Consider the following 20,103-nt stretch of genomic DNA (forward strand, 5'->3'; position numbering starts at 1 on the left):
GTGTTTTTGAGGTTTTCAAGCCCTTTGAGGGCCTGAAAAGGCGCTTTTTCTGCTTATTTGGGCGCTGCCACCGTGACCAGGGCTGGGCGCAGGATGCGATCGGCGATCAAGTAGCCCTTCTGCAGCACACCGACCACGGTGTTGGGCTCTTGATCGGCCGGAATCATGCTGATGGCCTGGTGGTGGTGGGGGTCGAATCGGGTGCCTGCGGAGGGATTGATCTCGAGCACCTTGTTGCGCTCCAGCGCGGCCGACAACTGGCGCAGCGTGGCGTGCACGCCTTCGAGCACCGTGGCCGCGGGAGCATCGGGCTGGCTCACGTGGGTGGCAATGGCGGCCTCCAGGCTGTCCTTCACGGGCAGCAGGCTGTCGGCGAAGGACTCGACCGCGAACTTGCGAGCCTTGCTCACTTCTTCTTCAGAGCGGCGGCGCGTGTTCTCGGCCTCGGCCTTGGCGCGGAGGTAGGCATCAGAGACCTCGGCGTGCTTGGCCTGCAATTCCGCGAATTGCTGTTCCAGGGACAGGGCCGCGTCGTTGGCTTGGGCGCCAGGAGCATCGGCCGGATCCGGGTAGACGGGTGTGTCGCTCATCTCGGTGTCTTTGGAAAATTGGAAAACCCTGCGCATATCAGGGCGGCTCAAGCCCCTTCAAGAGGACGCCAGGAAGAAAAACCGGCCATTTTGTAACAAAATTGACCGGCGCCTAGCTGGCCAGCGCATCACCACGGCATTGTTGCCCTCTTTGCGGCTGGCGATGTTGTCGCCCGGGATGCGGGTCAGCCGTGGTCCTTGTCCACGCTGGCGGACCAGCGCTGCCAGTCGGCCAAGTCTCGGCGGTCGCGCTTGGTGGGGCGGCCTTGCTGGAGGGTGTCGGCCGGCTCCACCCCCTGGCGTCTCTGCTCGGCGTACTGCTGGCGGCGCTGGATGCTGCCGGGGGTCTCTGTGTAGAGCAGTTGGGCTTGCGGAGCGGGGCCTCGAACGGCGCTCAGGGCCTGCACGACGACGGTGCGAACGAGCCCACCGGCCTGGCGCATGTCCACCCGGTCACCGGGGCGCAGTTCGCGCGAGGCCTTGGCCACCTGTTCGTTGACCTGGATGCGGCCCTTGTCGATGTCTTCGGCGGCCAGGCTGCGGGTCTTGTAGAAGCGGGCGGCCCACAGCCATTTGTCCAGACGGAGACGGTCTTGCACAGCGGGCGCTGATCTGTCGTTCATGGCCGTGTCAAAGGTTGCTAATTGGGCTGCCGCCTTGACCACCAGCGGCCCAGTGCCGATTTCATCCGCTCGGTGTTCAGGCGTTGGCATTGGTCGCTTTTGAACCGGGAGCCCGATTGCCGTTCGATCTGCTGAAGCTGCCAGCCTTGCCCCAGAGCGCGCGCCAGCGGCATGGCGCAGATCCACGCCGTGCCTGCCAGGACGCCCAGAGAGGCCCCCAACACCAAGGTTTGCGCCGGCAGCAGCGAGCGCAACAACTGGAAGAGCACCACCGACAGCCCGCCCACCATGGCCGGTGCAATGGCCCAGTGCCCGGTAGGCTCCTGCGACACCGCACGTCGAATCAGGTGTTTGCGCAGGTCGATCCGGCAAGTAGGCCAGTCTAGTGACTTGGCTTGCATGTCGATGACCGCACATCGCGCATGCACGAAGGCACTGATCAGCAGGATGACCGTGAGTGCACCGGCGATCAGGATGCTGCGCCAGACGGGTGTCACCACGTCGGTTTTCAGCAACGGAGGAAGCATCAAGGCCCAGGGAAGCGCCATGGTCACGAATGCAGCCAAGCTGGCCACCTGCTGGAAGCGGCTACCCCAGGGAGAAACCCAAATGGCTTGCTGGGCCAGCAGAAACAGCACAGCCATGATCAGCCCGGTGACGGCAAGCACCAGCTCGCCTGGGCGTACGCCATGTGCCCACAAGGCGAAGCCACACCCGAACATGGCCATGCCAGGCGCAGACCATGCCAGCCCTCGTAGTTTCTTGAACTCGTCTGGCGGGTGAAGCATGTCAGCGCAGCAGTTCGCGGGCCTTCGATTCGGCCATCTCGTCCATGCCCGTGGCGCCCCACGCGATCTGAGCCACCAGGCCTGCCGCAAGCCCGATGACCACCACCGGCCAGCCCACGGTAGAGACCACACCCACAGCCACAGCACCGGCCACGAAGCCGACGAGGTTGCCGCTCTGGCTCTTGGCGGACCGGACGGCAAACCCTTTCCAGTCGACCTCGACCGAGTTGTCGACCCAACGGGCACTGGCTCCGAAATCCAGGACAGCGCTGGGGCCAAAAGCCAAGACGCCTCCCCCTACCTTGCCGGAGGCCGCGCGCAGCAGCCGGCTGGACTGCACCCGGGCATCGGCCAGCGCGGCTGTGGCTTGTCCCATGCGTTGCATGTCGCGGGCACCGACCCGCATGGCGCTGAACTGTCCGCCTGCCTTGGAGATGAAGGGCGAGGGCAGCGAGTGCAGCACCGTCATGGGCAACCCCCGGACTCTCACGATCATTCGGGCGCCCTTGCGCAGCTGACCGCCCTTGCCGATGTTCCGCGGTTCGATGGTGATGTGGGGGCTCAGTCGGATGGTGCCGGTCTTCGCGCCGGAAATCAGTGCCTGAAAGCCGTTGCGGGCCTGCCGCTGCCAGGCGGCGCGCAATGCGGCCTCATTGAGCGCGGAAGCGTTGCCCACGATGTTGCCGGCGCCATACACGCTGTCACCCGTGGCGGACAGCAGGCGATCGATGGCCTTGTCATCCTTCGCGGCTGCCGCCAGTTGTTCCGGTGGAATGCGCGACGCCAACAGCAAGGCTGCCTGGTCAGGATTGGTCTGTGCCAGTTGCAGGGCGAGGGCCCTCACCACTGGGCCGTCCAGCTCGAAGTCACCGTTGAGTACGCTGGGGAAAGCGTCGAGGGTGCTGACCTGGCAGGCCATGCTCATGGACATGTATCCCTGGGTCATCGGCGATGCAAAAAGCCGATCCAGCGCTCCGCATTGCGTATAGGCCAGGCGCTCGGCCGCTGTGGTAGGCGTACAGGATTGCTTGTAGGGCATGGTGCGGATTATCCGGCAAGGCTTCGCCGTGCCCAGGCCTTCGATTCAGAGGGGTGGCTGAGCGGGGGGTGACGCGCGGCGCAGAGCCCACCGAGCCGGGTCCATGGCGTCGCGAAGGTCCACCTCCAGGGGGCAGGGGCTGCCGGTGATCCAGTGGGCCAGCAAGCGCCCGGCCAATGCCGCCCAGGTGATGCCTCGCGAACCCAGCCCGCCAATCACGTAGAGGCCACCATGCTCGTCACGCAGACGCGGCACCTTGCGGACCTGCTCGGGCCAAGGGCGATCGCCCGGCATTGGCCCGGGCATTGCAGGCAGGGCGCCCACCAGGGGCAATCGGTCCGGGGTGCTGGCGCGCCAACCGACGCGGCCTCGCAGTGCACCGGGGGCGAACGTCTGACCTTCCGGCAAGGCGCCCAGGCGGGTGGCTTGCTGAAGGTTGTGATGATGGTCTGACCAGCGCACGGCGGCGTCGCCATCGTCGTGATGGCTGGTGGCACCGCATAGCACGTGGCCATCGGGCAGGGACAGCACATAGCCTGCACCTGCCACGGGCAGATCGGGGCACCGCGCCTGTTCGCCGGGCAACCAGCTGATCTGGCCACGGATGGGTGTCACGGGCAGTGGGGCGGGCTTCACGTCGGAGCCAAGCTGGTCCAGCAGCTGGGGCAGGGTTGTCGCGCAGGCCAGCACCGCGTGGGCCGCTTCGGCAAGCAGCCGCCCTTGTGCGTCCACGGCCTGCCACCGGCCTTGGGGCGTGCGTCGCAGCTGGGCCACCGAATGTCCCAGGTGACGGTGCAGGAGGCCTGTGGAGGATGCCATTTCGATCAACTGGCCGACATAGTCAGCAGGGCTCAGCCAACCGCCTTGCCGGAACAGCCAAGCTCCACTGGGCAGGGGCAGTTGGGCCAGCCGGCTTGCTTGTGCCTGATCCAGCCAGGTCACGTACTCGTCGGGCAGCCCGAGATGCGCCAGGCGGGCCATGGCCTGGGCGTTGTCCAGCCTGGGCTCGAGGCGGAGCAGGCCGCCGCACTCGCCTGCGATCCGGCCCTCATGCATCCATGGGGAAACGAGCGAAGACGTGGCCAGGGCGGCAGCGCGATGCGCCCGTGCGTGCAGGCTGTCTTGCGCATGAAGAATGCCGTGGAAAAGCCCCCCGGGATTGCCGGAAGCCTCCTGGGCAGGTTCGGCATGGCGGTCCAGCAGGGTCACCTGCCAGCCTTCCCGGGTCAACGCCCAGGCAGCGGCAGCGCCTGCCAGTCCGGCACCAAGCACAAAGGCCTCCCGCTGGTGGGCCAAAGGAGCAGGCCAATGCCCCCCTGGGAGAGGCTTGGGCACATGACGCGGCACGAAGCGGGCCCGGATCATGTCCCACTTGCCGCAGAAGCCGGGCACCTTTTCGACCTGGAATCCAGCGCGGCTGAGTGCATCGCGCACACTGCGTGCCGCGCTCCAGGTGGCCGCAGTGGCATGGGGGGCTGCGAGGCGGTCGAGCCGGCTGATCAAGGCGTCGCCCCACATTTCCGGGTTCTTGGCGGGTGCAAATCCATCCAGGTAGAAGGCATCGACCGAGGCCACCAGAGACGGCAGGATGTCCGCGATATCGCCCAGGCACAGCAGCAGGCTGACACCATGCCGGGCTGATGCACCCGGCAGGTCCGACTCGTCGAAATCCAGTGTATGCAGTCCGGGTGTCAGCGGTGGCCAGGCCCGACGCAACCGTTCTGCCAGTTGATGGGCTTCGTCGCATCCCTGATCATCGATGTGGGCGTGCACCCGGGCCAGGTCATCGGTGCGGAGAGGGTGCTTTTCGATGGAGATGAAAACGAGGCGTGTGCATCGCGCCGGGTCGGCCCGCCAAGCTGCCCATGTCGCCAGGAAATTGTTGCCCAGCCCGAATCCGGTTTCCAAAATGACGAAGCGATCATGCTTCTGCCAGCGCCCGGGCAGTCCATTGCCCTCCAAGAACACGCGCTGCGCCTGCACCCAGGCACCGGCGGGCATGTGGTAGACGTCGTCATACTGTGGCGAGTAGGGCACGCCGACGGCCTGTGCCGAGGGGCTATCGCCCAATATGGCTGGGGAGATCTTGCGGGAGGGCATCCGCCATTATCGAGGGCGGAAATGCGCTCCCGCGTACGCTGCCATGCTGACTCGCAGCCCTGGATCAAATGCTTGGCAACCTGCGGGACGCACAGAGCGAAGCCCTGCTTACTGCGCCACCCAGCCTCCATCCACATTCCAGGCCACGCCCCGCACATTGCTCGCGCCAGGTGAGCACAGGAACACGGCCAGGTCACCCAGTTGCTCGGGCGTGACGAACTGCAGCGAGGGCTGTTTCTCGCCCAGCAATTCCTTCTGTGCCTGCTCGACGCTGATGCCGCCTTTTTCAGCGCGGGCCTCGATCTGCTTCTGCACCAGTGGGGTGAGCACCCAACCGGGGCAGATGGCGTTGCAGGTGACGCCGGTGGTGGCTGTTTCCAGCGCCACGGATTTGGTCAGGCCGACCAGCCCGTGCTTGGCTGCCACGTAGGCCGATTTGCCCGCCGAAGCCACCAGCCCGTGGGCAGAGGCCAGGTTGATGATGCGGCCCCAGTTCTTCGCGCGCATGCCCGGCACCGCCAGGCGCGTGGTGTGGAAGGCCGAGCTCAGGTTGATGGCGATGACGGCATCCCACTTCTCGACGGGAAAATCCTCCACATTGGCCACGTGCTGGATGCCGGCGTTGTTGACCAGGATGTCCACTACCCCATATTCGGACTCGGCGAACTTGAACAGGTCGACGATGTCTGCCGGCTTGGACATGTCCGCGCCGTGATAGCCCACGCGGATGCCATGGGCGCTGCCCGCCTGCAACACTTCGGCCCGTGGCGCATCGGCATCGCCAAAGCCGTTGAGAATGATGTTCGCACCTTGCGCCGCCAACTGCCGGGCGATGCCCAGCCCAATCCCACTGGTCGAGCCGGTGACGAGGGCGGTTTTTCCTTTCAACATGCAGGCCTCCTACGGGTCATGAGCACACAATCAAGACTTCGGGCCATTATGGGCCGACGACACGGATCCTCAGCATGAATCAAGCCACCATCACAGCCTCCGATGCCCAGCCCGAGCTGGCCTTCGTGGACTGCCCGGGCGCCAGCCTGCGCTCGCCAGACAGCCACCGCATGGCCTACTGGTCCTGGGGAGACCCGGCCAACCCGCGCGTGCTGGTGTGCGTACACGGGCTCAGCCGCCAGGGCCGTGATTTCGATGTGCTGGCGCGCGCCCTGAGCAGCCATTACCACGTGGTCTGCCCGGACGTGGTCGGCCGAGGTCAATCCGACTGGCTGGCCGACCCGCGGGGTTACCAAGTGTTCACCTACGCCAGTGACATGGCGGTGATGCTCAAGCAGTTGCGTGAAGCCAAGGGCCTGGCCGCGCCGATGACGGTGGACTGGGTGGGCACCTCGATGGGCGGGCTGATCGGCCTGGGCTTGTCGTCGCTGCCTGCCGAAGCTTCGGGCATCCAGTTGCGCCGCATGGTGCTCAATGATGTCGGCCCGCGCCTGCGCATCGAGGCCCTGCACCGCATCGGCAGCTACCTGGGCCTGCCCAAGCGCTTCACCACCGAGCAGGAGGCTGCCGATTACCTGTGGTCGATCTCTGCCGGCTTCGGCCCGCACACGCCAGAGCAATGGCTGGCCTTGTCGCGGCCCCTGCTGCGCGTGGACACGGCCGATGAAGACAGCAGCCTGATCCTGCACTACGACCCCGCCATCGCCGAGCCCTTCAAGACCTTGACGGCCGACAGCGCGACCTCGGGCGAGGCCATGCTGTGGCAGGTGTATGACGCGCTGCGCTGCGAGGTGCTGCTGCTGCGCGGTCAGAACTCCGACCTGCTCGATGCCGACACTGCCCGGCAGATGACCGAACGCGGCCCGCGCGCCCGCCTGATCGAGTTCCCTGGCGTGGGCCATGCACCCACCTTGATCGCCCCTGACCAGGTGCAGGCGGTGGAGGGTTTCCTGCTCGCATGAAGACCGGTTTTCTCCAGCCCAGTGCCCCCGGCCATGATGCCGCCGGCACGCCGGCCGACCCACAAGCTGCGGCCATTGTCGAATGGGCCGACCTGGCACCCACGCCCGGTGCCGGCAACACCCTGGACGGCGAGCAACTGCTCGTTCGTGCCCGGGCCTTCGCCGAGCCCCTGCTGAGCCACCAGCGCTTCGACACAGGCGAGCACGCGCTGCGCCATGCCGATGGCGTCAGTGCCATCCTCAAGGGCATCGGTGCGCCGCCCGCCCTGCAGGCCGTGGCCTACCTGGTCTACGCCGGCGAGTACCTGACGCCTGCCGAAGAGGTGATCGGGCGAGCCTTCGGTCAGGACGTGGCCGACCTGGTCGGGGCCACGCGCAAGCTGGTGCAGGTGCAGCGCAGCGCCCGGGATGCCCTGGGTGACCAGGCCGACGGGCCGCTGCCCGCCGAGCAGGTCGAGCGCATCCGCAAGATGCTGCTGGCCTTCTCGCGCGATCTGCGTGTGGTGCTGCTGCGCCTGGCCTCGCGCCTGCAGACCCTGCGCCACTACGCCGAGAGCAAGCTGCCATGCCCGCGTGCACTGGCGCGTGAATCCATGCAGGTGTTCGCGCCGCTGGCCAACCGCCTGGGCATCTGGCAGATCAAGTGGGAGCTGGAGGATCTGTCCTTCCGTTTCCTGCAGCCGGACACCTACAAAAGCATCGCCCGCATGCTGGACGAGACCCGCGTGGCGCGAGAGCGCAGTGTCGAGGCCGCCCGCGTGCGGCTGCAGGACACCCTGCGCGCTGCCGGCATCGATGCTCAGGTGCAGGGGCGCCCCAAGCACCTGTACAGCATCTGGAAGAAGATGCAGGGCAAGGACCTGCCCATCGAGCGCGTGTTCGACGTGCAGGCCCTGCGCGTGATCGTGCCCGACGTGCATGCCTGCTACGAGGCCCTGAGCCGCGTGCATGAACTCTGGCGGCCGCTGCCCGATGAGTTCTCGGACTACATCGCGCGGCCCAAGGCCAACGGCTACCAGTCGCTGCACACCGTGGTGCTGGACGACGCGGGCCGGCCCATCGAGATCCAGTTGCGCACCCAGGCCATGCACGAACATGCCGAAAGCGGTGTGGCCGCGCACTGGGCCTACAAGGAAGCCGGTGCCAAGGGCTATGCCGGGGTGCATGCTGCGGGCGAGTTCGAAAGCCGCGTTGCCGAGGCCCGCAAGACCGTGCTGCGCCAGTTGCTGGCCTGGGAGCGCGACCTGGCCCAAGCCGATGCGACCGGGCAGCAGGGCGGTGCCGGCCTGTTTGATGACCGCATCTATGTGTTCACGCCCGAAGGCACGATCATCGATCTGCCGCTGGGCGCGACACCGGTGGATTTTGCGTACACAGTGCACACCAACCTGGGGCACCGCTGCCGGGGCGCCCGTGTGGACGGCGCCATGGTGCCGCTGAACACACCGCTCAGCAGCGGCCAGACCGTTGAGGTGATCGCCGCCAAGGAAGGCGGCCCCTCGATGGACTGGCTCAACCCCGAGCTGGGCTATGTGCGCAGCCCGCGCGCCCGGGCCAAGGTGCGCGCCTGGTTCAATGCACTGGCCCAGCAGGCCACCATCGCCAAGGGACGTGATGCGGTCGAAAAGCTGCTGCAGCGCGCCGGCAAGACGGCGCTCAAGCTGGACGATCTGGCGGCACAACTGGGCTTTCGCGCGGCCGACGCCCTGTTCGAGGTGGTGGGCAAGGACGAGTACTCACTGCGCAACATCGAGGCCGTGCTCAAGCCCGCCGAGCCAGCGCCTGATGCGGATCAACTGATCGCGCAAAGGCTCAGCCGCGGCGACACGGCTGCTGCGCCAGCCGCGGGCAAGGGTGTGCTGGTGGTGGGCATGGATTCACTGCTCACGCAGCTGGCCCGCTGCTGCAAGCCCGCGCCGGGCGACAACATCGGTGGTTATGTGACACGTGGCAAGGGCGTGGCCGTGCACCGCGCCGATTGCAGCAACCTGCGCCAGATGGCAGGGCGCCACCCCGAGCGCGTGATCCCCGTGGCCTGGGGCGCCCAGCCCACCGACAAGAGCGGGCTGTATTCGGTGGATGTGCAGGTGGAAGCGCATGACCGGCCAGGCCTGCTGCGCGATGTGTGCGATGCCTTTGCGCAAGGCAAGGCGCATGTGTCGGCCATGCAGAGCCAGAGCCACCGCGACCACGTCACCATCACGCTGACGGTGCAGACCACCGACACCGCACGCCTGGCCCCGGTGCTCAGCAAGGTGGGGCAGGTCGGTGGCGTGATCCGGGCGCGACGCAAATGACACATCAAGACTGAAATTTGCGAAAGCCCAAAGAATCATGCTATAGTCATGGTCTTCCAGGCGCGTAGCTCAGCTGGTTAGAGCACCACCTTGACATGGTGGGGGTCGTTGGTTCGAGTCCAATCGCGCCTACCAAATGAATGGCCCCGGTTTCATGAGAAACCGGGGCCTTTTCGTTTGCGTGGCTTTTTCGTCTGGTGCTGTCTGGTGCTGTCTGGCGCAGCAATCCAAGGCGGGTTCATGCGTCACGGCTCATGAAACGCTGACAACAGCGCTGACAAAAAACGGGGCACGCAGCCCCGTTGTTCAATGTGTTCAGGCAGGCTGGACGCTGGCCTGGGGCTCAGATGGCTGCTGCTCCTGAGCTTCTTGCGCATCACCTGCCGCGTCGTCCGGATTCTGGGCAGGCTCTTCGCCCGCGTGCGCCTTGCGTTGCGCCTTTTCGGCTTTCTTCTTCTTCTTTTCCAACTCGCGCTGGCGTTTTTCGAACTGGTAGTTTGGCTTTGGCATCGTGCGGGATCCTTTCATGGTTGTCATGGCCCGGATACCGGGAACTGATGACACCCTGCCTGCGACTGTAGCGCCTTTCACGGGCGCCCCATGTGCAAACGGCCACAAGCCCGCTCGATGACCGCGAGTGCGTCGCAAGGTCTGGAGGGCAACTCGTCAAAGCGTGCCCGTTGATTGGCCGCGAACTGACCCAGATGGCCACAACCCAGTGCAGTGCCACCTTGGTGCTGGTGAGCAGCCATTCCGCCTAGGCAGGAACTGAACAGCCGACGCTGGGTGAGCCTTGCGCAAGAGAGTGCGTCACACCTTTCCCTGGTGCCCGGCTTGCATGGCTCAGGGATGAGAAAATCGGGGCTGCCTATTCAGTGAACCCCAGCCCCGTGCGCCCACCCCGACCCTCTATCCGCGCCGAGCAGGCGCCTGCCGCCAGCCGTTTCGGTCGGCTGGATGCCCTGCGGGGCATCGCCCTGGTGTGGATGGCGTTCTTCCACTTCTGTTTCGATCTCAGCCACTATGGCGTGATCGAGGCCAACTTCTACCGTGATCCGGTGTGGACCTGGCAGCGCACGCTGATCCTGTCCGGCTTCCTGCTGTGTGCCGGTGCAGGGCAGGCCATCGCCACGGCGCAGGGGCAGACCTGGCCCCGCTTCTGGAAACGCTGGGCCCAGGTGGCCGGCTGCGCCCTGGCCGTGAGCGCCAGCAGCGCCCTCATGTTCCCGGACAGCTTCATCTATTTCGGCGTGCTGCACGGCATGGCCGTGATGTTGGTCATCGCGCGCCTGAGTGCGCCGCTGGGCCGCTGGTTGTGGCTTTTGGGCGCTGTGGCTGTGGCCTTGCCTCAATTCGTGCAGCATCCATGGTTCGATACGCGCTGGACCAACTGGGTGGGCCTGGTCACCGCCAAGCCCATCACCGAAGACTACGTGCCCGTGCTGCCGTGGCTGGGCGTGATGTGGTGGGGACTGGCGGCCACGCAGTGGCTGCTGGCGCGCCACCCTCGCTGGCTGGTGGGCGCCACCGGTGCGCCGGCCCAGGGCCTGGCGCTGCTGGGCCGCTGGAGCCTGACGTTCTACATGGTGCACCAGCCGCTGCTGATCGGCGGGCTGGTGCTGTGGCTGCAATTCTGGAGAACTCCCTCATGACGACGATGACGCAAGACGAGCTGAAAACCCTGGTGGGCCGTGCGGCCCTGGACTATGTGCCGCAAGGCGCGATCGTGGGCGTGGGCACCGGCTCGACGGTGGACAAGTTCATCGACGCCTTGGGCGAGGCACTCAAGTCTGATCCCGGCCGCATCAGCGGTGCCGTGTCCAGCTCGGTGCGCAGCACGGAGCGGCTCACCGCCCTGGGCATCAAGGTGCAGCCCTCCGAGTCGGTGACCTCGCTGGGTGTCTACATCGATGGCGCCGATGAGATCGACCACGCCGGCTTCATGATCAAGGGTGGCGGCGCAGCCCTCACGCGCGAGAAGATCGTGGCCGATCTGGCCGAGAAGTTCGTCTGCATCGCCGATGAATCCAAGCTGGTGCTGGTGCTGGGCAAGTTCCCTCTGCCGGTCGAAGTGATCCCGATGGCCGCTGCGCAGGTGATCCGGGGCTTCGAGAAGCTGGGTGGCCAGGCCAAGGTGCGCGAAGGCGTCACCACCGACAACGGCAATGTGATCGTGGATGTGAGCGGCTTGAACATCGAGTCGCCGGCCCGATTCGAAGCCGACATCAACCAATGGCCTGGTGTGGTCACGGTGGGCGTGTTCGCCCGCAACAAGGCCTCGGTCTGCCTGCTGGGCACGCCGGAGGGTGTCAAGACGCTGGCGTTCTGAAGGCCCTCCGCGGCCCGCTGTCAGTTGGCGCGGCTGCCCCACCAGCCCAGCAGCCCGCGTGCCGCCTGGCGGCCCGTGGCGAAGCAGGCGGTGAGCAGATAGCCGCCGGTGGGGGCTTCCCAGTCCAGCATCTCGCCTGCACAGAACACACCCGGCACGCTGTGAAGCATCAGCCCGGGCGTGAGGCCCTCGAAGCGCACGCCCCCGGCCGTGCTGATGGCCTCATCCACGGGGCGCGCAGCGATCACGGTGATCGGCAGCGCCTTGAGCGCCGTCGCCAACTGGGCGGGATCCTGCAACTGCTCGGGCGTGAGCAGCTCATGCAGCAAGGCCATCTTCAGCCCCTGGATGCCCAGGCGGCTCTTCAAGTGCGTGGACAGGCTGCGCGGGCCCTTGGGGCGACGTGTCTCGGCCAGCACCTGCTCGGGAGAGTGCGAAGGCAGCAGATCCAGATGGAACGTGGCCTGCCCGCGAGCGAGCACCGCTTCGCGTAGAAGCGCCGAGAAGGCGTAGATCAGGCTGCCCTCGATGCCCGTGGCCGTGATCACGAACTCTCCCTGCTGACGCCGAACCTGGCCTTCATGGTTGGTGAAGCTCAGTGCCACCGGCTTGACGGGCTGGCCCGCGAAACGAGAGGCCAGGTGTTCACTCCAGCCCGTGCGCCCGGGGGCGGTCGGGCCGACATCGAAGCCACAGTTGGCGGGACGCAGTTCTGCGATCTCGGCACCACGCGCCTGCAGCCAGGGCACCCAGGCACCGTCGGAGCCCAGGCGGGCCCAACTGGCGCCGCCCGTGGCCAGAACGAGGGCATCAGCCTGAACCGTGATGTCGCCGGCAGGACTCCCAAATCGCAGGGCCTGGCCGTCGTCGGCCCACCCTTGCCACCGGTGGCGCATGTGGAACTGCACACCCAGCGTGCGAAGGCGGTGCAGCCAGGCACGCAGCAGCGGGGCGGCCTTCATGTCGGTTGGGAAGACGCGGCCAGAACTGCCGATGAAGGTGCCGATGCCCAGCGCTTCGGCCCATTCGCGCAGTTGCTCAGGCGTGAAGGCTTGAACCAGCGGTGTGAGCTCGGGCTCACGCTCAGCGTAGCGGCTCAGGAAAGGAAGCAGGGGTTCGGAATGGGTCAGGTTGAGTCCGCCGCGGCCTGCCAGCAGGAACTTGCGCCCGACCGAGGGCATTGCGTCGTACAGATCGACCTGAGCGCCAGCCTGGGCCAGGACTTCGGCGGCCATGAGACCCGCCGGGCCGCCCCCGACGATGGCGACCCGTGGGTGTTGTGCCATGAGATTTTAGAAACGAAAGCCGGTAGGAGGCGGTGGGGTAGAACTGCCGGAACCGGTGGATGCGCCTGGTTCACGGGTGTTGGCAGGGCCTTTGGCCGCCGGGGCAGACGCGGCGGGAGGGGCCAGCGGTGTGGCATCAGCCCATTGGTAGCCCGCCAGCGCCGACTGCTTCGGGTAGCCCGCTGCGTCAAGGTAACTCTGCCATTCGGATTCGGAGTAGCCCTTGACCTGCTGGTTGCCTACACGCAGCACGGGCAGTTGCTGGGTGTTTTCCAGGCGTTGCAGTGCCTGAAGGTCCGCACTGGTGCCGACGCTCTTTTCAGTGAACGGGATGCCGCGCTGTCGCAGGCTCTGACGGCCAGAGTCGCAAGGAGGGCAGTCCTTGGTGGTGTACAGCGTAACGGGGTATTTGCCCGCAATCTGCCGCAGCTCAAAGGGCAGGTTGGCTGTCGAACTCACGGAGCCGTTGGTGCGCAAGGCTTGCGCAGGCTTGTCGGTCGGCGCTCGGTCGGTATAGGTGACTTTGCCATCTGGACCTATCACTTTATAGAGCGCCCATGCCGGAGTCGACACCATCAGGGCCGCGGTGCCGAGCACCAAAGCGGCCATGGCGGCAGGCGCCGCTGGGACAGCTGCCAGCACGTGGATTGGAATCTTCTGGAAACGGGGCATGTTTGAACTCTCGACAACCGGTGTCCGGATGGCCGGACTGTACCCTGCACAACGGCATCACCGGTCCCTGGGTTGACCCGGACGGGAACGGTTTTACGTTTATTTCAAGCCATGCCCTGGTGGCGCAGCAGCGCATCGATGCTGGGCTCGCGGCCCCGGAAGGCCTTGAAGTTGTCCATGGCGCTGCGGCTGCCGCCCGCTTCCAGAATGGCCTGGCGGTACCGGCGGCCGACCTCGGCATTGAGCACGCCGGTTTCGGGCGTGGCAGCCTCCTCGAAGGCGGCATAGGCGTCGGCCGACAGCACCTCGGCCCACTTGTAGCTGTAGTAGCCAGCCGAATACCCGCCAGAAAAGATGTGTGAGAAGCTGTGCTGGAAGCGGTTGAAGGCCGGCGGGATGTTCACGGCGACTTCCAGTCGCACCTCATCGACCACCTGCTGTACGCGCTGGTCGTTGCCCGGCTCGGCATGCAGGCGCATGTCGAACAGCGAGAACTCGATCTGGCGCAGCGTCATCATGCCGCTCTGGAAATTCTTGGCCGCGATCATCTTGGCGAAGAGTTCCAGCGGCAGCGATTCGCCGGTGTCCACATGGTGGGTGAGCTGCTGCACCACGGCCCATTCCCAGCAGAAGTTCTCCATGAACTGGCTGGGCAGCTCGACCGCGTCCCACTCGACACCGCTGATGCCGGCCACGCCGATGTCTTCGACCTGGGTCAGCATGTGGTGCAGGCCATGGCCGAACTCGTGGAACAGCGTGGTGACGTCGTCGTGGGTGAGCAGGGCGGGCTTGCCACAGACGCCTGCAGCGTAGTTGCACACCAGGTGCGCGACGGGCGTCTGTGTCTGGCCGTTGTCGGGACGCTTCCAACGGCCGCGCACGTCGTCCATCCAGGCGCCGGGGCGCTTGCCCGGACGGGCATAGGGATCCAGGTAGAACTGGCCAACCAGCGCGCCCGCGCGCTCGATGCGGAAGAAGCGCACCGTGTCGTGCCACACGGGCGCGGTGTCGGGCTTGATCTGCACTTCGAACAGGGTCTCGATCAGGCCGAACAGGCCCTTGAGCACGGTGGGTTCGGTGAAGTACTGCTTCACCTCCTGGTCACTGAACGCGTAGCGGGCTTCCTTGAGCTTCTCGCTGGCGAAGGCCGTGTCCCAGGCCTGCAGATCAGGCAGGCCGAGATGATCCTTCGCGAAGGTGCGCAGTTCGTCCATGTCCTTCTGGGCATAAGGGCGGGCACGCTTGGCCAGGTCGCGCAGGAACTCCATCACCTGGTGCGGCGTCTGGGCCATCTTGGGCACCAGCGACACATCGGCGAAGTTGGCGTAGCCCAGCAGTTGCGCTTCTTCCTGGCGCAGGGCCAGCAGTTTCTGCATCAGGGCGCTGTTGTCGCGCTCGGCCGGGCCGAACTCGCTGGCGCGGGTGGCGTAGGCACGGTAGAGCGTTTCACGCAGCGGGCGGTGCGTGGCGTACTGCATCACCGGCAGATAGCACGGCATGTGCAGCGTCAGCTTGTGCCCGTCCTTGCCTTCGGCCTGGGCCGCAGCGCGGGTGGCGTCGATCACGTCCTGCGGCACGCCGGCCAGCTCATCCAGGCTGGCGTAGTGGCTGAAGGCGTCGGTGGCGTCCATCACATGCTCGGAGAAGGCCTGCGACAGGGCGGCCTGCTCTTCCTGGATGGCGGCGTAGCGGGCCTTGGCCTCGCCCTTGAGCTCGGCGCCGCCCAGCACGAAACCGCGCAGGGCGTTGTCCAATGCGCGGGCGCGGGGTGGGCTCAGACGCTGGCCTTCGGGGGAGACGACCAGGGCCTTGTACTTGGCGTACAGGCGCTCGTCAGAGCCCAGGCGCGTGTGGAACTCGGTCAGGCGCGGCAGGTTCTCGTTGTAGGCCGCTCGCAACTCTGGCGTGTCGGCCACGGCATTGAGGTGGCCCACGGCACCCCAGGCGCGGCCGAGTTTCTCGGTCGTCACGTCCAGCAGCAGGGACAGCGCGTCGTAGTCGGGCGGCACGTCGGGGCCGGTGACCTTGTCGAGGGCGGCCTCGGCCTCGGCCAGCAGCACGTCCACGGCGGGCGTGACGTGCTCGGGCTTGATCTGGTCGAAAAGGGGCAGGCCGGCGGTGTCAAGCAAAGGATTGGAGCTCATGGTGCCTAGCTGAAGGTGTTTGGCTTGATTTCAACGGTGGCGCCATGAGGCTGGCGCCGGGTTGACGCCAGATTACCGCAACGCGCCGCTCAACGCGCCTGGAGTGCGCGCTCGGCAGACTCCATGGTGTTGACCAGCAACATCGTAATCGTCATGGGGCCGACCCCGCCGGGCACGGGGGTGATCCAGCCGGCCACTTCCTTCACGCCGCTGAAGTCGACGTCGCCGCACAGCTTTCCCTCGTCGTCGCGGTTCATGCCGACATCGATCACCACGGCGCCGGGCTTGACCATGTCGGCCGTGAGCACATTGCGCTTGCCCACGGCGGCCACCACCACATCGGCTTGCCGGGTGTGATAGGCCAGGTCAGACGTGCCGCTGTGGCACACGGTGACGGTGGCGTTGGCCTGCAGCAGCATCAGCGCCATGGGCTTGCCGACGATGTTGCTGCGGCCGATCACCACGGCGTGCTTGCCCTTGAGGTTGCCCAGGCCGATGGATTCGAGCATCTTCATGCAGCCATAGGGCGTGCAGGCCTTGAAGCCGGGCTGGCCCACGACCAGGGCGCCCGCGCTGGCCACGTGGAAACCATCCACATCCTTGAGCGGCGAGATGGCTTCGATCACCTTGTGGTCGTCGATGTGGGCGGGCAGGGGCAGCTGCACCAGGATGCCGTGGATGCTCGGGTCGTTGTTGAGCGCCTCGACACGGGCCAGCAGCTCGGCCTCGGTCATGGTGGCGGGGTACTTCTCGAGCACGGAGTGCAGGCCGGCGTCCTCGCAGGCCTTGACCTTGTTGCGCACGTAGACCTGGCTGGCGGGGTTGTCGCCCACCAGCACCACGGCCAGACCGGGCTTGAGGCCCTGGGCGGTGAGGGCCGCGGCACGGGTGGCCACCTCGCCGCGCAGTTGCTTGGACAAGGCGTTGCCGTCGATCAGTTGGGCGGTCATGACAAGGTCTTTCGAAAGGAAATCAGGGATCGGAAATGTAAAAAGGCCGCGGTCAGGCGGCCTTGTGGTGAGCGGGAGCGCCTCAGGGCTTGGCGGCGGGGGCGGGCGCGCCCGGCTGGCCGCTGGCACCCAGGGCGATCTTGAGCAGATCGGCCACGGTGTTGGCGTTGAGCTTTTCCATCACGTTGGCACGGTGGGCCTCGACCGTCTTGATGCTGATGCCCAGGTCATCGGCGATCTGCTTGTTCAGGCGGCCGGCCACGATGCGTTCGAGCACCTGGGCCTCGCGGGTGGTCAAGCGCGACAGCAGCGCGTCACGGCTGGCGGCCTCTTGCGATTGCGAGAAGGCCACGCGGGCCTCATCGAGCATGCGCTCGACCAGGGACACCAGGGCGTCTTCCTTGAACGGCTTCTCGATGAAGTCCATCGCGCCTTTCTTCATGGTGTTCACGGCCATGGGCACGTCGCCGTGGCCGGTGATGAACACGATGGGCAGGGGCGACTTGCGGTCGAGCAGCTTGTCCTGGAGTTCCAGGCCGCTCATGCCGTCCATGCGGATGTCGGTGATCAGGCAGGCGACCTCGCGCGGATCGAAGCGAGCCAGGAAGGACTCGGCCGAATCGAAGCAACGCACGCGGTAGTCCTTGCCCTCCAGAAGCCATTGCAGCGAGTCGCGCACGGCTTCATCGTCATCGACCACGTAGACGGTGCCTTTCTTGGGGATCAGACTCATGGGTTGTGCAGATCGTTCGTTGAGGTGGGAGGGCCATGACAGGCCGTCGTCAGGCCACGCCGCCGCCCGGTGCGGTGTCGACCGGGAGGGTGAACGTGAAACGGCAACCCGTCACCAGTGAAGCATTGTAGATGTTCTCGGCCTTGATGCGGCCATGATGAGACTCAATGATGGACCGGCACAGGCTCAGGCCGATGCCCAGGCCGTCGGCCTTGGTCGAGCTGAAGGCCTCGAACAGCTTGTCGAGGATCTCCTCTTTCATGCCCGGCCCACCGTCGCTGACCGTGAACTCGATCACGGAACCCTGGTCTTCCGACTGTTTCTGGGTGACGCGCAGGTCGACGATGCGGCGCGACTGGGGCGTCTCGGCGTTGTCGATGGCCTCGGCCGCGTTCTTGAGGAGGTTCAGCAACACCTGCTCGATCAGGATGGGGTCAACACTGATGTTGGGCAGGCGCTGGCCGATCACGGCATTGAGGGTGACCCGCCGGCGTTTCATCTCGAAGCTGGCCAGGTCGAGGACGGCATCCGTGATTTCCCTGATGCGGGTCATCTGGCGCTGGGGTTCGCTGCGCTTGACGAACTGGCGGATGCGGTGGATGACCTGTCCGGCTCGCTGGGCCTGGCGAGAGGTTTTCTCCAGCGCCTCGATCAGGCCGTCGTTGTCGATGGCGCCGTTGCGGATGCGGCTGATCATGCCGCTGCAGTAGTTGGAGATGGCCGCCAGCGGCTGGTTCAGCTCGTGCGCCACGGTCGAGGCCATCTCGCCCATGGTGATCAGGCGGCTGGTGAACTGGGCCTTCTCGGCCTGGCGGGCGGCAGCTTCTTCGGCCTCTCGGCGTTCGGTGATGTCGGTCGCGATCAGCATCTGGGCCAGGCGGCCGTCCGTCCACTGGATGTAGCGGGCGCGCACATCGAACCACTTCTGCACCGAATCGACGAAGGCCTCGCGGGCGTCACCGCCGGCATCGGTGAGGTGCTGGGTGGGCAGGCCACCGAAGCTGTCGACCGAATCGTCGGAGTCGGCCGCGGCGATGTCGGCGGACACATCCCCACCGGTGAGCTGCATGTGCGCCTCGGGCGAGCCGCCGAACCACAGGCGATAGGAGCGGTTGGCGAACAGCAGCTCGTTCTGCTGCACGGACACCACGGACACGGCCGCGTCCAGGCCCTCCAGCACGGTGGTGAACCGCTCGTGCGCGGCACTGAGCTGGTCACGCACGCGCTTGGCCTCGGTGATGTTGGTGACGGAGGTCATCCAGCCGGTCTGGTCACCCTGGGCGTCGATCAGGGGCGAGACGTACATGCGGGCGTCGAAGGTGCTGCCATCACGGCGCTGTACCACCACCTCCAGGCCGCCTGTAGGGCTGCGGCCGAGCAGCTCTTGCTGGAACATGCGGTTGAACTCGTCCAGGCGGTCTTTCGGCCAATAGGGGTAGGGCGGGGTGCAGCCCAGCAGTTCCTGCTCCGAAAAGCCCGTCATCGCACAGAAAGCAGGGTTCACATAGGTGATGCGGCCTTCCAGGTCGATGGTGCGCATGCCGGTGAGCATGGAGTTTTCCATCGCTCGGCGGAAGTTGGTCTCCTGCACCAGGGTCTTCTGGATGTCGGTCCGTCGGCGCATGTGCTGCAGGGTGCCCAGCAGGGTCCACACCGTGAAGCCGGACAGGGCCACGACCATCCAGAACAGCGTGTTGCCGATCAGGCTGGAGGAGGTCTTGAACCCCTCGCCGCGCAGCAGCAGTCCATTGCCCACCGGTGTGACGATCACCTCGTGCACGAAGGTGGGCCGCGCTGCCGGGCTGTCGCTGATCGGGCTGACGGCGCTGGTCAGGCGCTGCCCGTTGATCTGGATCAGGCTCATGGCATGGCGCGAGGCGATCTCGCGCGGCACCAGAAAGCGCATCAGCGAATCGAGCGAATACTCGGCCACCAGCGTGCCGACGAAGCCGCTGCGGTCGATCAGCGGCACGTGCACCTGTACCACGCGCAGGCCGTTGGTGTTTTGATACGCCTGAGAGTAGACCGGCTGGCTGCGCTCGCGGGCCATGCGGAAGGCGCTGCGGGGTTCGTCGCGTTGGGGCAACAGCGGCTGAACGAAGTTGTCGGTGTGGGGCGTGTAGAAATCCAGGTCCATGCCCCGGCTGGCGTCCAGTGGCGAGTTCATGCCGCTCTGGCTGGCCTTGATGCGCTGGTCGGCCTGCACCCAGCTCACGCTGAGCACCTCGGGGCGGGCACGCACGAAATCGGCCGCCTGGTTCATGAACTGCTCGGGGTTCACGGCACGGATGCTGATTTCCCGGGCCAGGCGAAGCAACTGCTCCTGGTTTTCGATCAGGCGCAGGCGGATCTGCTGCTGCACGACCTCGGTGTCGCGCTTGACCGACTCCTGCTCGCGCTCGAGCTCTTCGTTGCGCAGGTACCAGAAGGCCACGATGATGGCCGCCAGGAACAGCATAACGGACACCAGGGGGCCCAGCGTGGCGTAGCGGTCTTGTGCATTGGGCGATTGCTGGCGCCACCAACGCCAGAAAAGACGCCGGGCGTTGCCCGCCTGACGGGGTGGCTGGGGCGGGGGCAGATGAGGAGTGGTCGAAGGAAAAACCATCCTCAAATTATCAATGTGGTTTCCCACGCAC

The 20,103-nt window shown here is 66.1% G+C and carries 17 protein-coding genes and 1 tRNA gene; 5 read left to right on the forward strand and 13 right to left on the reverse strand.

The genetic code is table 11. The features are described from left to right. Positions 1-53: 53 nt before the first annotated feature. From grpE to EIP75_RS04510, 6 genes are all read right to left on the reverse strand, one after another. Complete coding sequence (gene grpE / locus EIP75_RS04485) at positions 54-590, reverse strand: nucleotide exchange factor GrpE (RefSeq protein WP_125242041.1); 537 nt, start codon at positions 588-590, stop codon at positions 54-56. Between the two features lie 185 nt (positions 591-775). Then, the gene (locus EIP75_RS04490; protein WP_125242042.1) at positions 776-1,213 is read right to left on the reverse strand and encodes an RNA-binding S4 domain-containing protein; all 438 of its coding nucleotides are present in this window, start codon (positions 1,211-1,213) and stop codon (positions 776-778) included. A 17-nt stretch (positions 1,214-1,230) separates the two neighbouring features. Then, positions 1,231-1,881, reverse strand: a complete 651-nt coding sequence (locus EIP75_RS04495) for a hypothetical protein (protein WP_125242043.1) — start codon at positions 1,879-1,881, stop codon at positions 1,231-1,233. Positions 1,882-2,002: 121 nt separating this feature from the next. Further along, positions 2,003-2,926 carry a hypothetical protein gene (locus EIP75_RS04500; protein WP_125242044.1) on the reverse strand — a complete coding sequence of 308 codons (924 nt, stop codon included), beginning with the start codon at positions 2,924-2,926 and terminating at the stop codon, positions 2,003-2,005. Positions 2,927-3,085: 159 nt separating this feature from the next. Next, positions 3,086-5,077: a bifunctional tRNA (5-methylaminomethyl-2-thiouridine)(34)-methyltransferase MnmC2/FAD-dependent 5-carboxymethylaminomethyl-2-thiouridine(34) oxidoreductase MnmC1 gene (gene mnmC, locus EIP75_RS04505; protein WP_233584674.1), complete on the reverse strand. Its 1,992-nt coding sequence runs from the start codon at positions 5,075-5,077 to the stop codon at positions 3,086-3,088. Positions 5,078-5,248: 171 nt separating this feature from the next. Further along, positions 5,249-6,031, reverse strand: coding sequence for a 3-hydroxybutyrate dehydrogenase (locus EIP75_RS04510; RefSeq protein WP_125242046.1), 783 nt, complete (start codon positions 6,029-6,031; stop codon positions 5,249-5,251). A gap of 74 nt (positions 6,032-6,105) precedes the next feature. Between EIP75_RS04510 and EIP75_RS04515 the strand changes: the two genes are divergently transcribed. The 3 genes from EIP75_RS04515 (at position 6,106) to EIP75_RS04525 (ending at position 9,485) form a co-directional block, all read left to right on the forward strand. Then, entirely contained in the window at positions 6,106-7,053 is a 948-nt protein-coding gene (locus EIP75_RS04515) for an alpha/beta fold hydrolase (protein WP_233584675.1), read from the forward strand. Beyond that, positions 7,050-9,350, forward strand: coding sequence for a RelA/SpoT family protein (locus EIP75_RS04520; RefSeq protein WP_125242047.1), 2,301 nt, complete (start codon positions 7,050-7,052; stop codon positions 9,348-9,350). Before EIP75_RS04515 ends, EIP75_RS04520 begins: the two co-directional genes overlap by 4 nt. Positions 9,351-9,408: 58 nt before the next feature. Beyond that, positions 9,409-9,485 (forward strand) — tRNA-Val (locus tag EIP75_RS04525). A gap of 180 nt (positions 9,486-9,665) precedes the next feature. Here the strand turns inward: EIP75_RS04525 and EIP75_RS04530 are convergent. Further along, positions 9,666-9,860 carry a hypothetical protein gene (locus EIP75_RS04530; protein ID WP_125242239.1) on the reverse strand — a complete coding sequence of 65 codons (195 nt, stop codon included), beginning with the start codon at positions 9,858-9,860 and terminating at the stop codon, positions 9,666-9,668. 380 nt (positions 9,861-10,240) lie between these two features. On the opposite strand from EIP75_RS04530, the gene EIP75_RS04535 reads away from it, so the two are divergent. Next, positions 10,241-11,002 (forward strand): acetyltransferase domain-containing protein, encoded by a 762-nt coding sequence (locus EIP75_RS04535; protein ID WP_274379798.1) that lies wholly within the window; start codon positions 10,241-10,243, stop codon positions 11,000-11,002. A 5-nt stretch (positions 11,003-11,007) separates the two neighbouring features. Continuing rightward, positions 11,008-11,679, forward strand: coding sequence for a ribose-5-phosphate isomerase RpiA (gene rpiA, locus EIP75_RS04540; protein WP_199758498.1), 672 nt, complete (start codon positions 11,008-11,010; stop codon positions 11,677-11,679). A gap of 20 nt (positions 11,680-11,699) precedes the next feature. Here rpiA and EIP75_RS04545 read toward each other — a convergent pair whose 3' ends face one another. From EIP75_RS04545 to EIP75_RS04570, 6 genes are all read right to left on the reverse strand, one after another. Beyond that, positions 11,700-12,965, reverse strand: a complete 1,266-nt coding sequence (locus tag EIP75_RS04545) for a TIGR03862 family flavoprotein (protein ID WP_125242049.1) — start codon at positions 12,963-12,965, stop codon at positions 11,700-11,702. Between the two features lie 6 nt (positions 12,966-12,971). Beyond that, on the reverse strand, positions 12,972-13,574 hold the full coding sequence (locus tag EIP75_RS04550; protein WP_233584676.1) for a glutaredoxin family protein: 603 nt from the start codon (positions 13,572-13,574) through the stop codon (positions 12,972-12,974). Positions 13,575-13,741: 167 nt separating this feature from the next. Next, the gene (locus EIP75_RS04555) at positions 13,742-15,781 is read right to left on the reverse strand and encodes a M3 family metallopeptidase (protein WP_125242051.1); all 2,040 of its coding nucleotides are present in this window, start codon (positions 15,779-15,781) and stop codon (positions 13,742-13,744) included. A gap of 89 nt (positions 15,782-15,870) precedes the next feature. Then, positions 15,871-16,731: a bifunctional methylenetetrahydrofolate dehydrogenase/methenyltetrahydrofolate cyclohydrolase FolD gene (gene folD / locus EIP75_RS04560; protein ID WP_125242052.1), complete on the reverse strand. Its 861-nt coding sequence runs from the start codon at positions 16,729-16,731 to the stop codon at positions 15,871-15,873. A gap of 82 nt (positions 16,732-16,813) precedes the next feature. Continuing rightward, the gene (locus tag EIP75_RS04565; protein WP_125242053.1) at positions 16,814-17,464 is read right to left on the reverse strand and encodes a response regulator transcription factor; all 651 of its coding nucleotides are present in this window, start codon (positions 17,462-17,464) and stop codon (positions 16,814-16,816) included. A 49-nt stretch (positions 17,465-17,513) separates the two neighbouring features. After that, on the reverse strand, positions 17,514-20,072 hold the full coding sequence (locus EIP75_RS04570; protein ID WP_125242054.1) for a PAS domain S-box protein: 2,559 nt from the start codon (positions 20,070-20,072) through the stop codon (positions 17,514-17,516). Positions 20,073-20,103 lie beyond the last annotated feature (31 nt).

The organism is Aquabacterium soli, assembly GCF_003933735.1.
Taxonomy (GTDB): domain Bacteria; phylum Pseudomonadota; class Gammaproteobacteria; order Burkholderiales; family Burkholderiaceae_C; genus Aquabacterium; species Aquabacterium soli.

Excerpts from the sequence above, each read along its gene's own strand:
- grpE (WP_125242041.1), bottom strand. The coding sequence starts at position 590 with ATGAGCGACACACCCGTCTACCCGGATCCGGCCGATGCTCCTGGCGCC.
- EIP75_RS04490 (WP_125242042.1), bottom strand. The coding sequence starts at position 1,213 with ATGAACGACAGATCAGCGCCCGCTGTGCAAGACCGTCTCCGTCTGGAC.
- EIP75_RS04500 (WP_125242044.1), bottom strand. The coding sequence starts at position 2,926 with ATGAGCATGGCCTGCCAGGTCAGCACCCTCGACGCTTTCCCCAGCGTA.
- EIP75_RS04510 (WP_125242046.1), bottom strand. The coding sequence starts at position 6,031 with ATGTTGAAAGGAAAAACCGCCCTCGTCACCGGCTCGACCAGTGGGATT.
- EIP75_RS04515 (WP_233584675.1), top strand. The coding sequence starts at position 6,106 with ATGAATCAAGCCACCATCACAGCCTCCGATGCCCAGCCCGAGCTGGCC.
- EIP75_RS04520 (WP_125242047.1), top strand. The coding sequence starts at position 7,050 with ATGAAGACCGGTTTTCTCCAGCCCAGTGCCCCCGGCCATGATGCCGCC.
- EIP75_RS04530 (WP_125242239.1), bottom strand. The coding sequence starts at position 9,860 with ATGCCAAAGCCAAACTACCAGTTCGAAAAACGCCAGCGCGAGTTGGAA.
- rpiA (WP_199758498.1), top strand. The coding sequence starts at position 11,008 with ATGACGCAAGACGAGCTGAAAACCCTGGTGGGCCGTGCGGCCCTGGAC.
- EIP75_RS04545 (WP_125242049.1), bottom strand. The coding sequence starts at position 12,965 with ATGGCACAACACCCACGGGTCGCCATCGTCGGGGGCGGCCCGGCGGGT.
- EIP75_RS04550 (WP_233584676.1), bottom strand. The coding sequence starts at position 13,574 with ATGGCCGCTTTGGTGCTCGGCACCGCGGCCCTGATGGTGTCGACTCCG.
- EIP75_RS04555 (WP_125242051.1), bottom strand. The coding sequence starts at position 15,781 with ATGAGCTCCAATCCTTTGCTTGACACCGCCGGCCTGCCCCTTTTCGAC.
- folD (WP_125242052.1), bottom strand. The coding sequence starts at position 16,731 with ATGACCGCCCAACTGATCGACGGCAACGCCTTGTCCAAGCAACTGCGC.
- EIP75_RS04565 (WP_125242053.1), bottom strand. The coding sequence starts at position 17,464 with ATGAGTCTGATCCCCAAGAAAGGCACCGTCTACGTGGTCGATGACGAT.
- EIP75_RS04570 (WP_125242054.1), bottom strand. The coding sequence starts at position 20,072 with ATGGTTTTTCCTTCGACCACTCCTCATCTGCCCCCGCCCCAGCCACCC.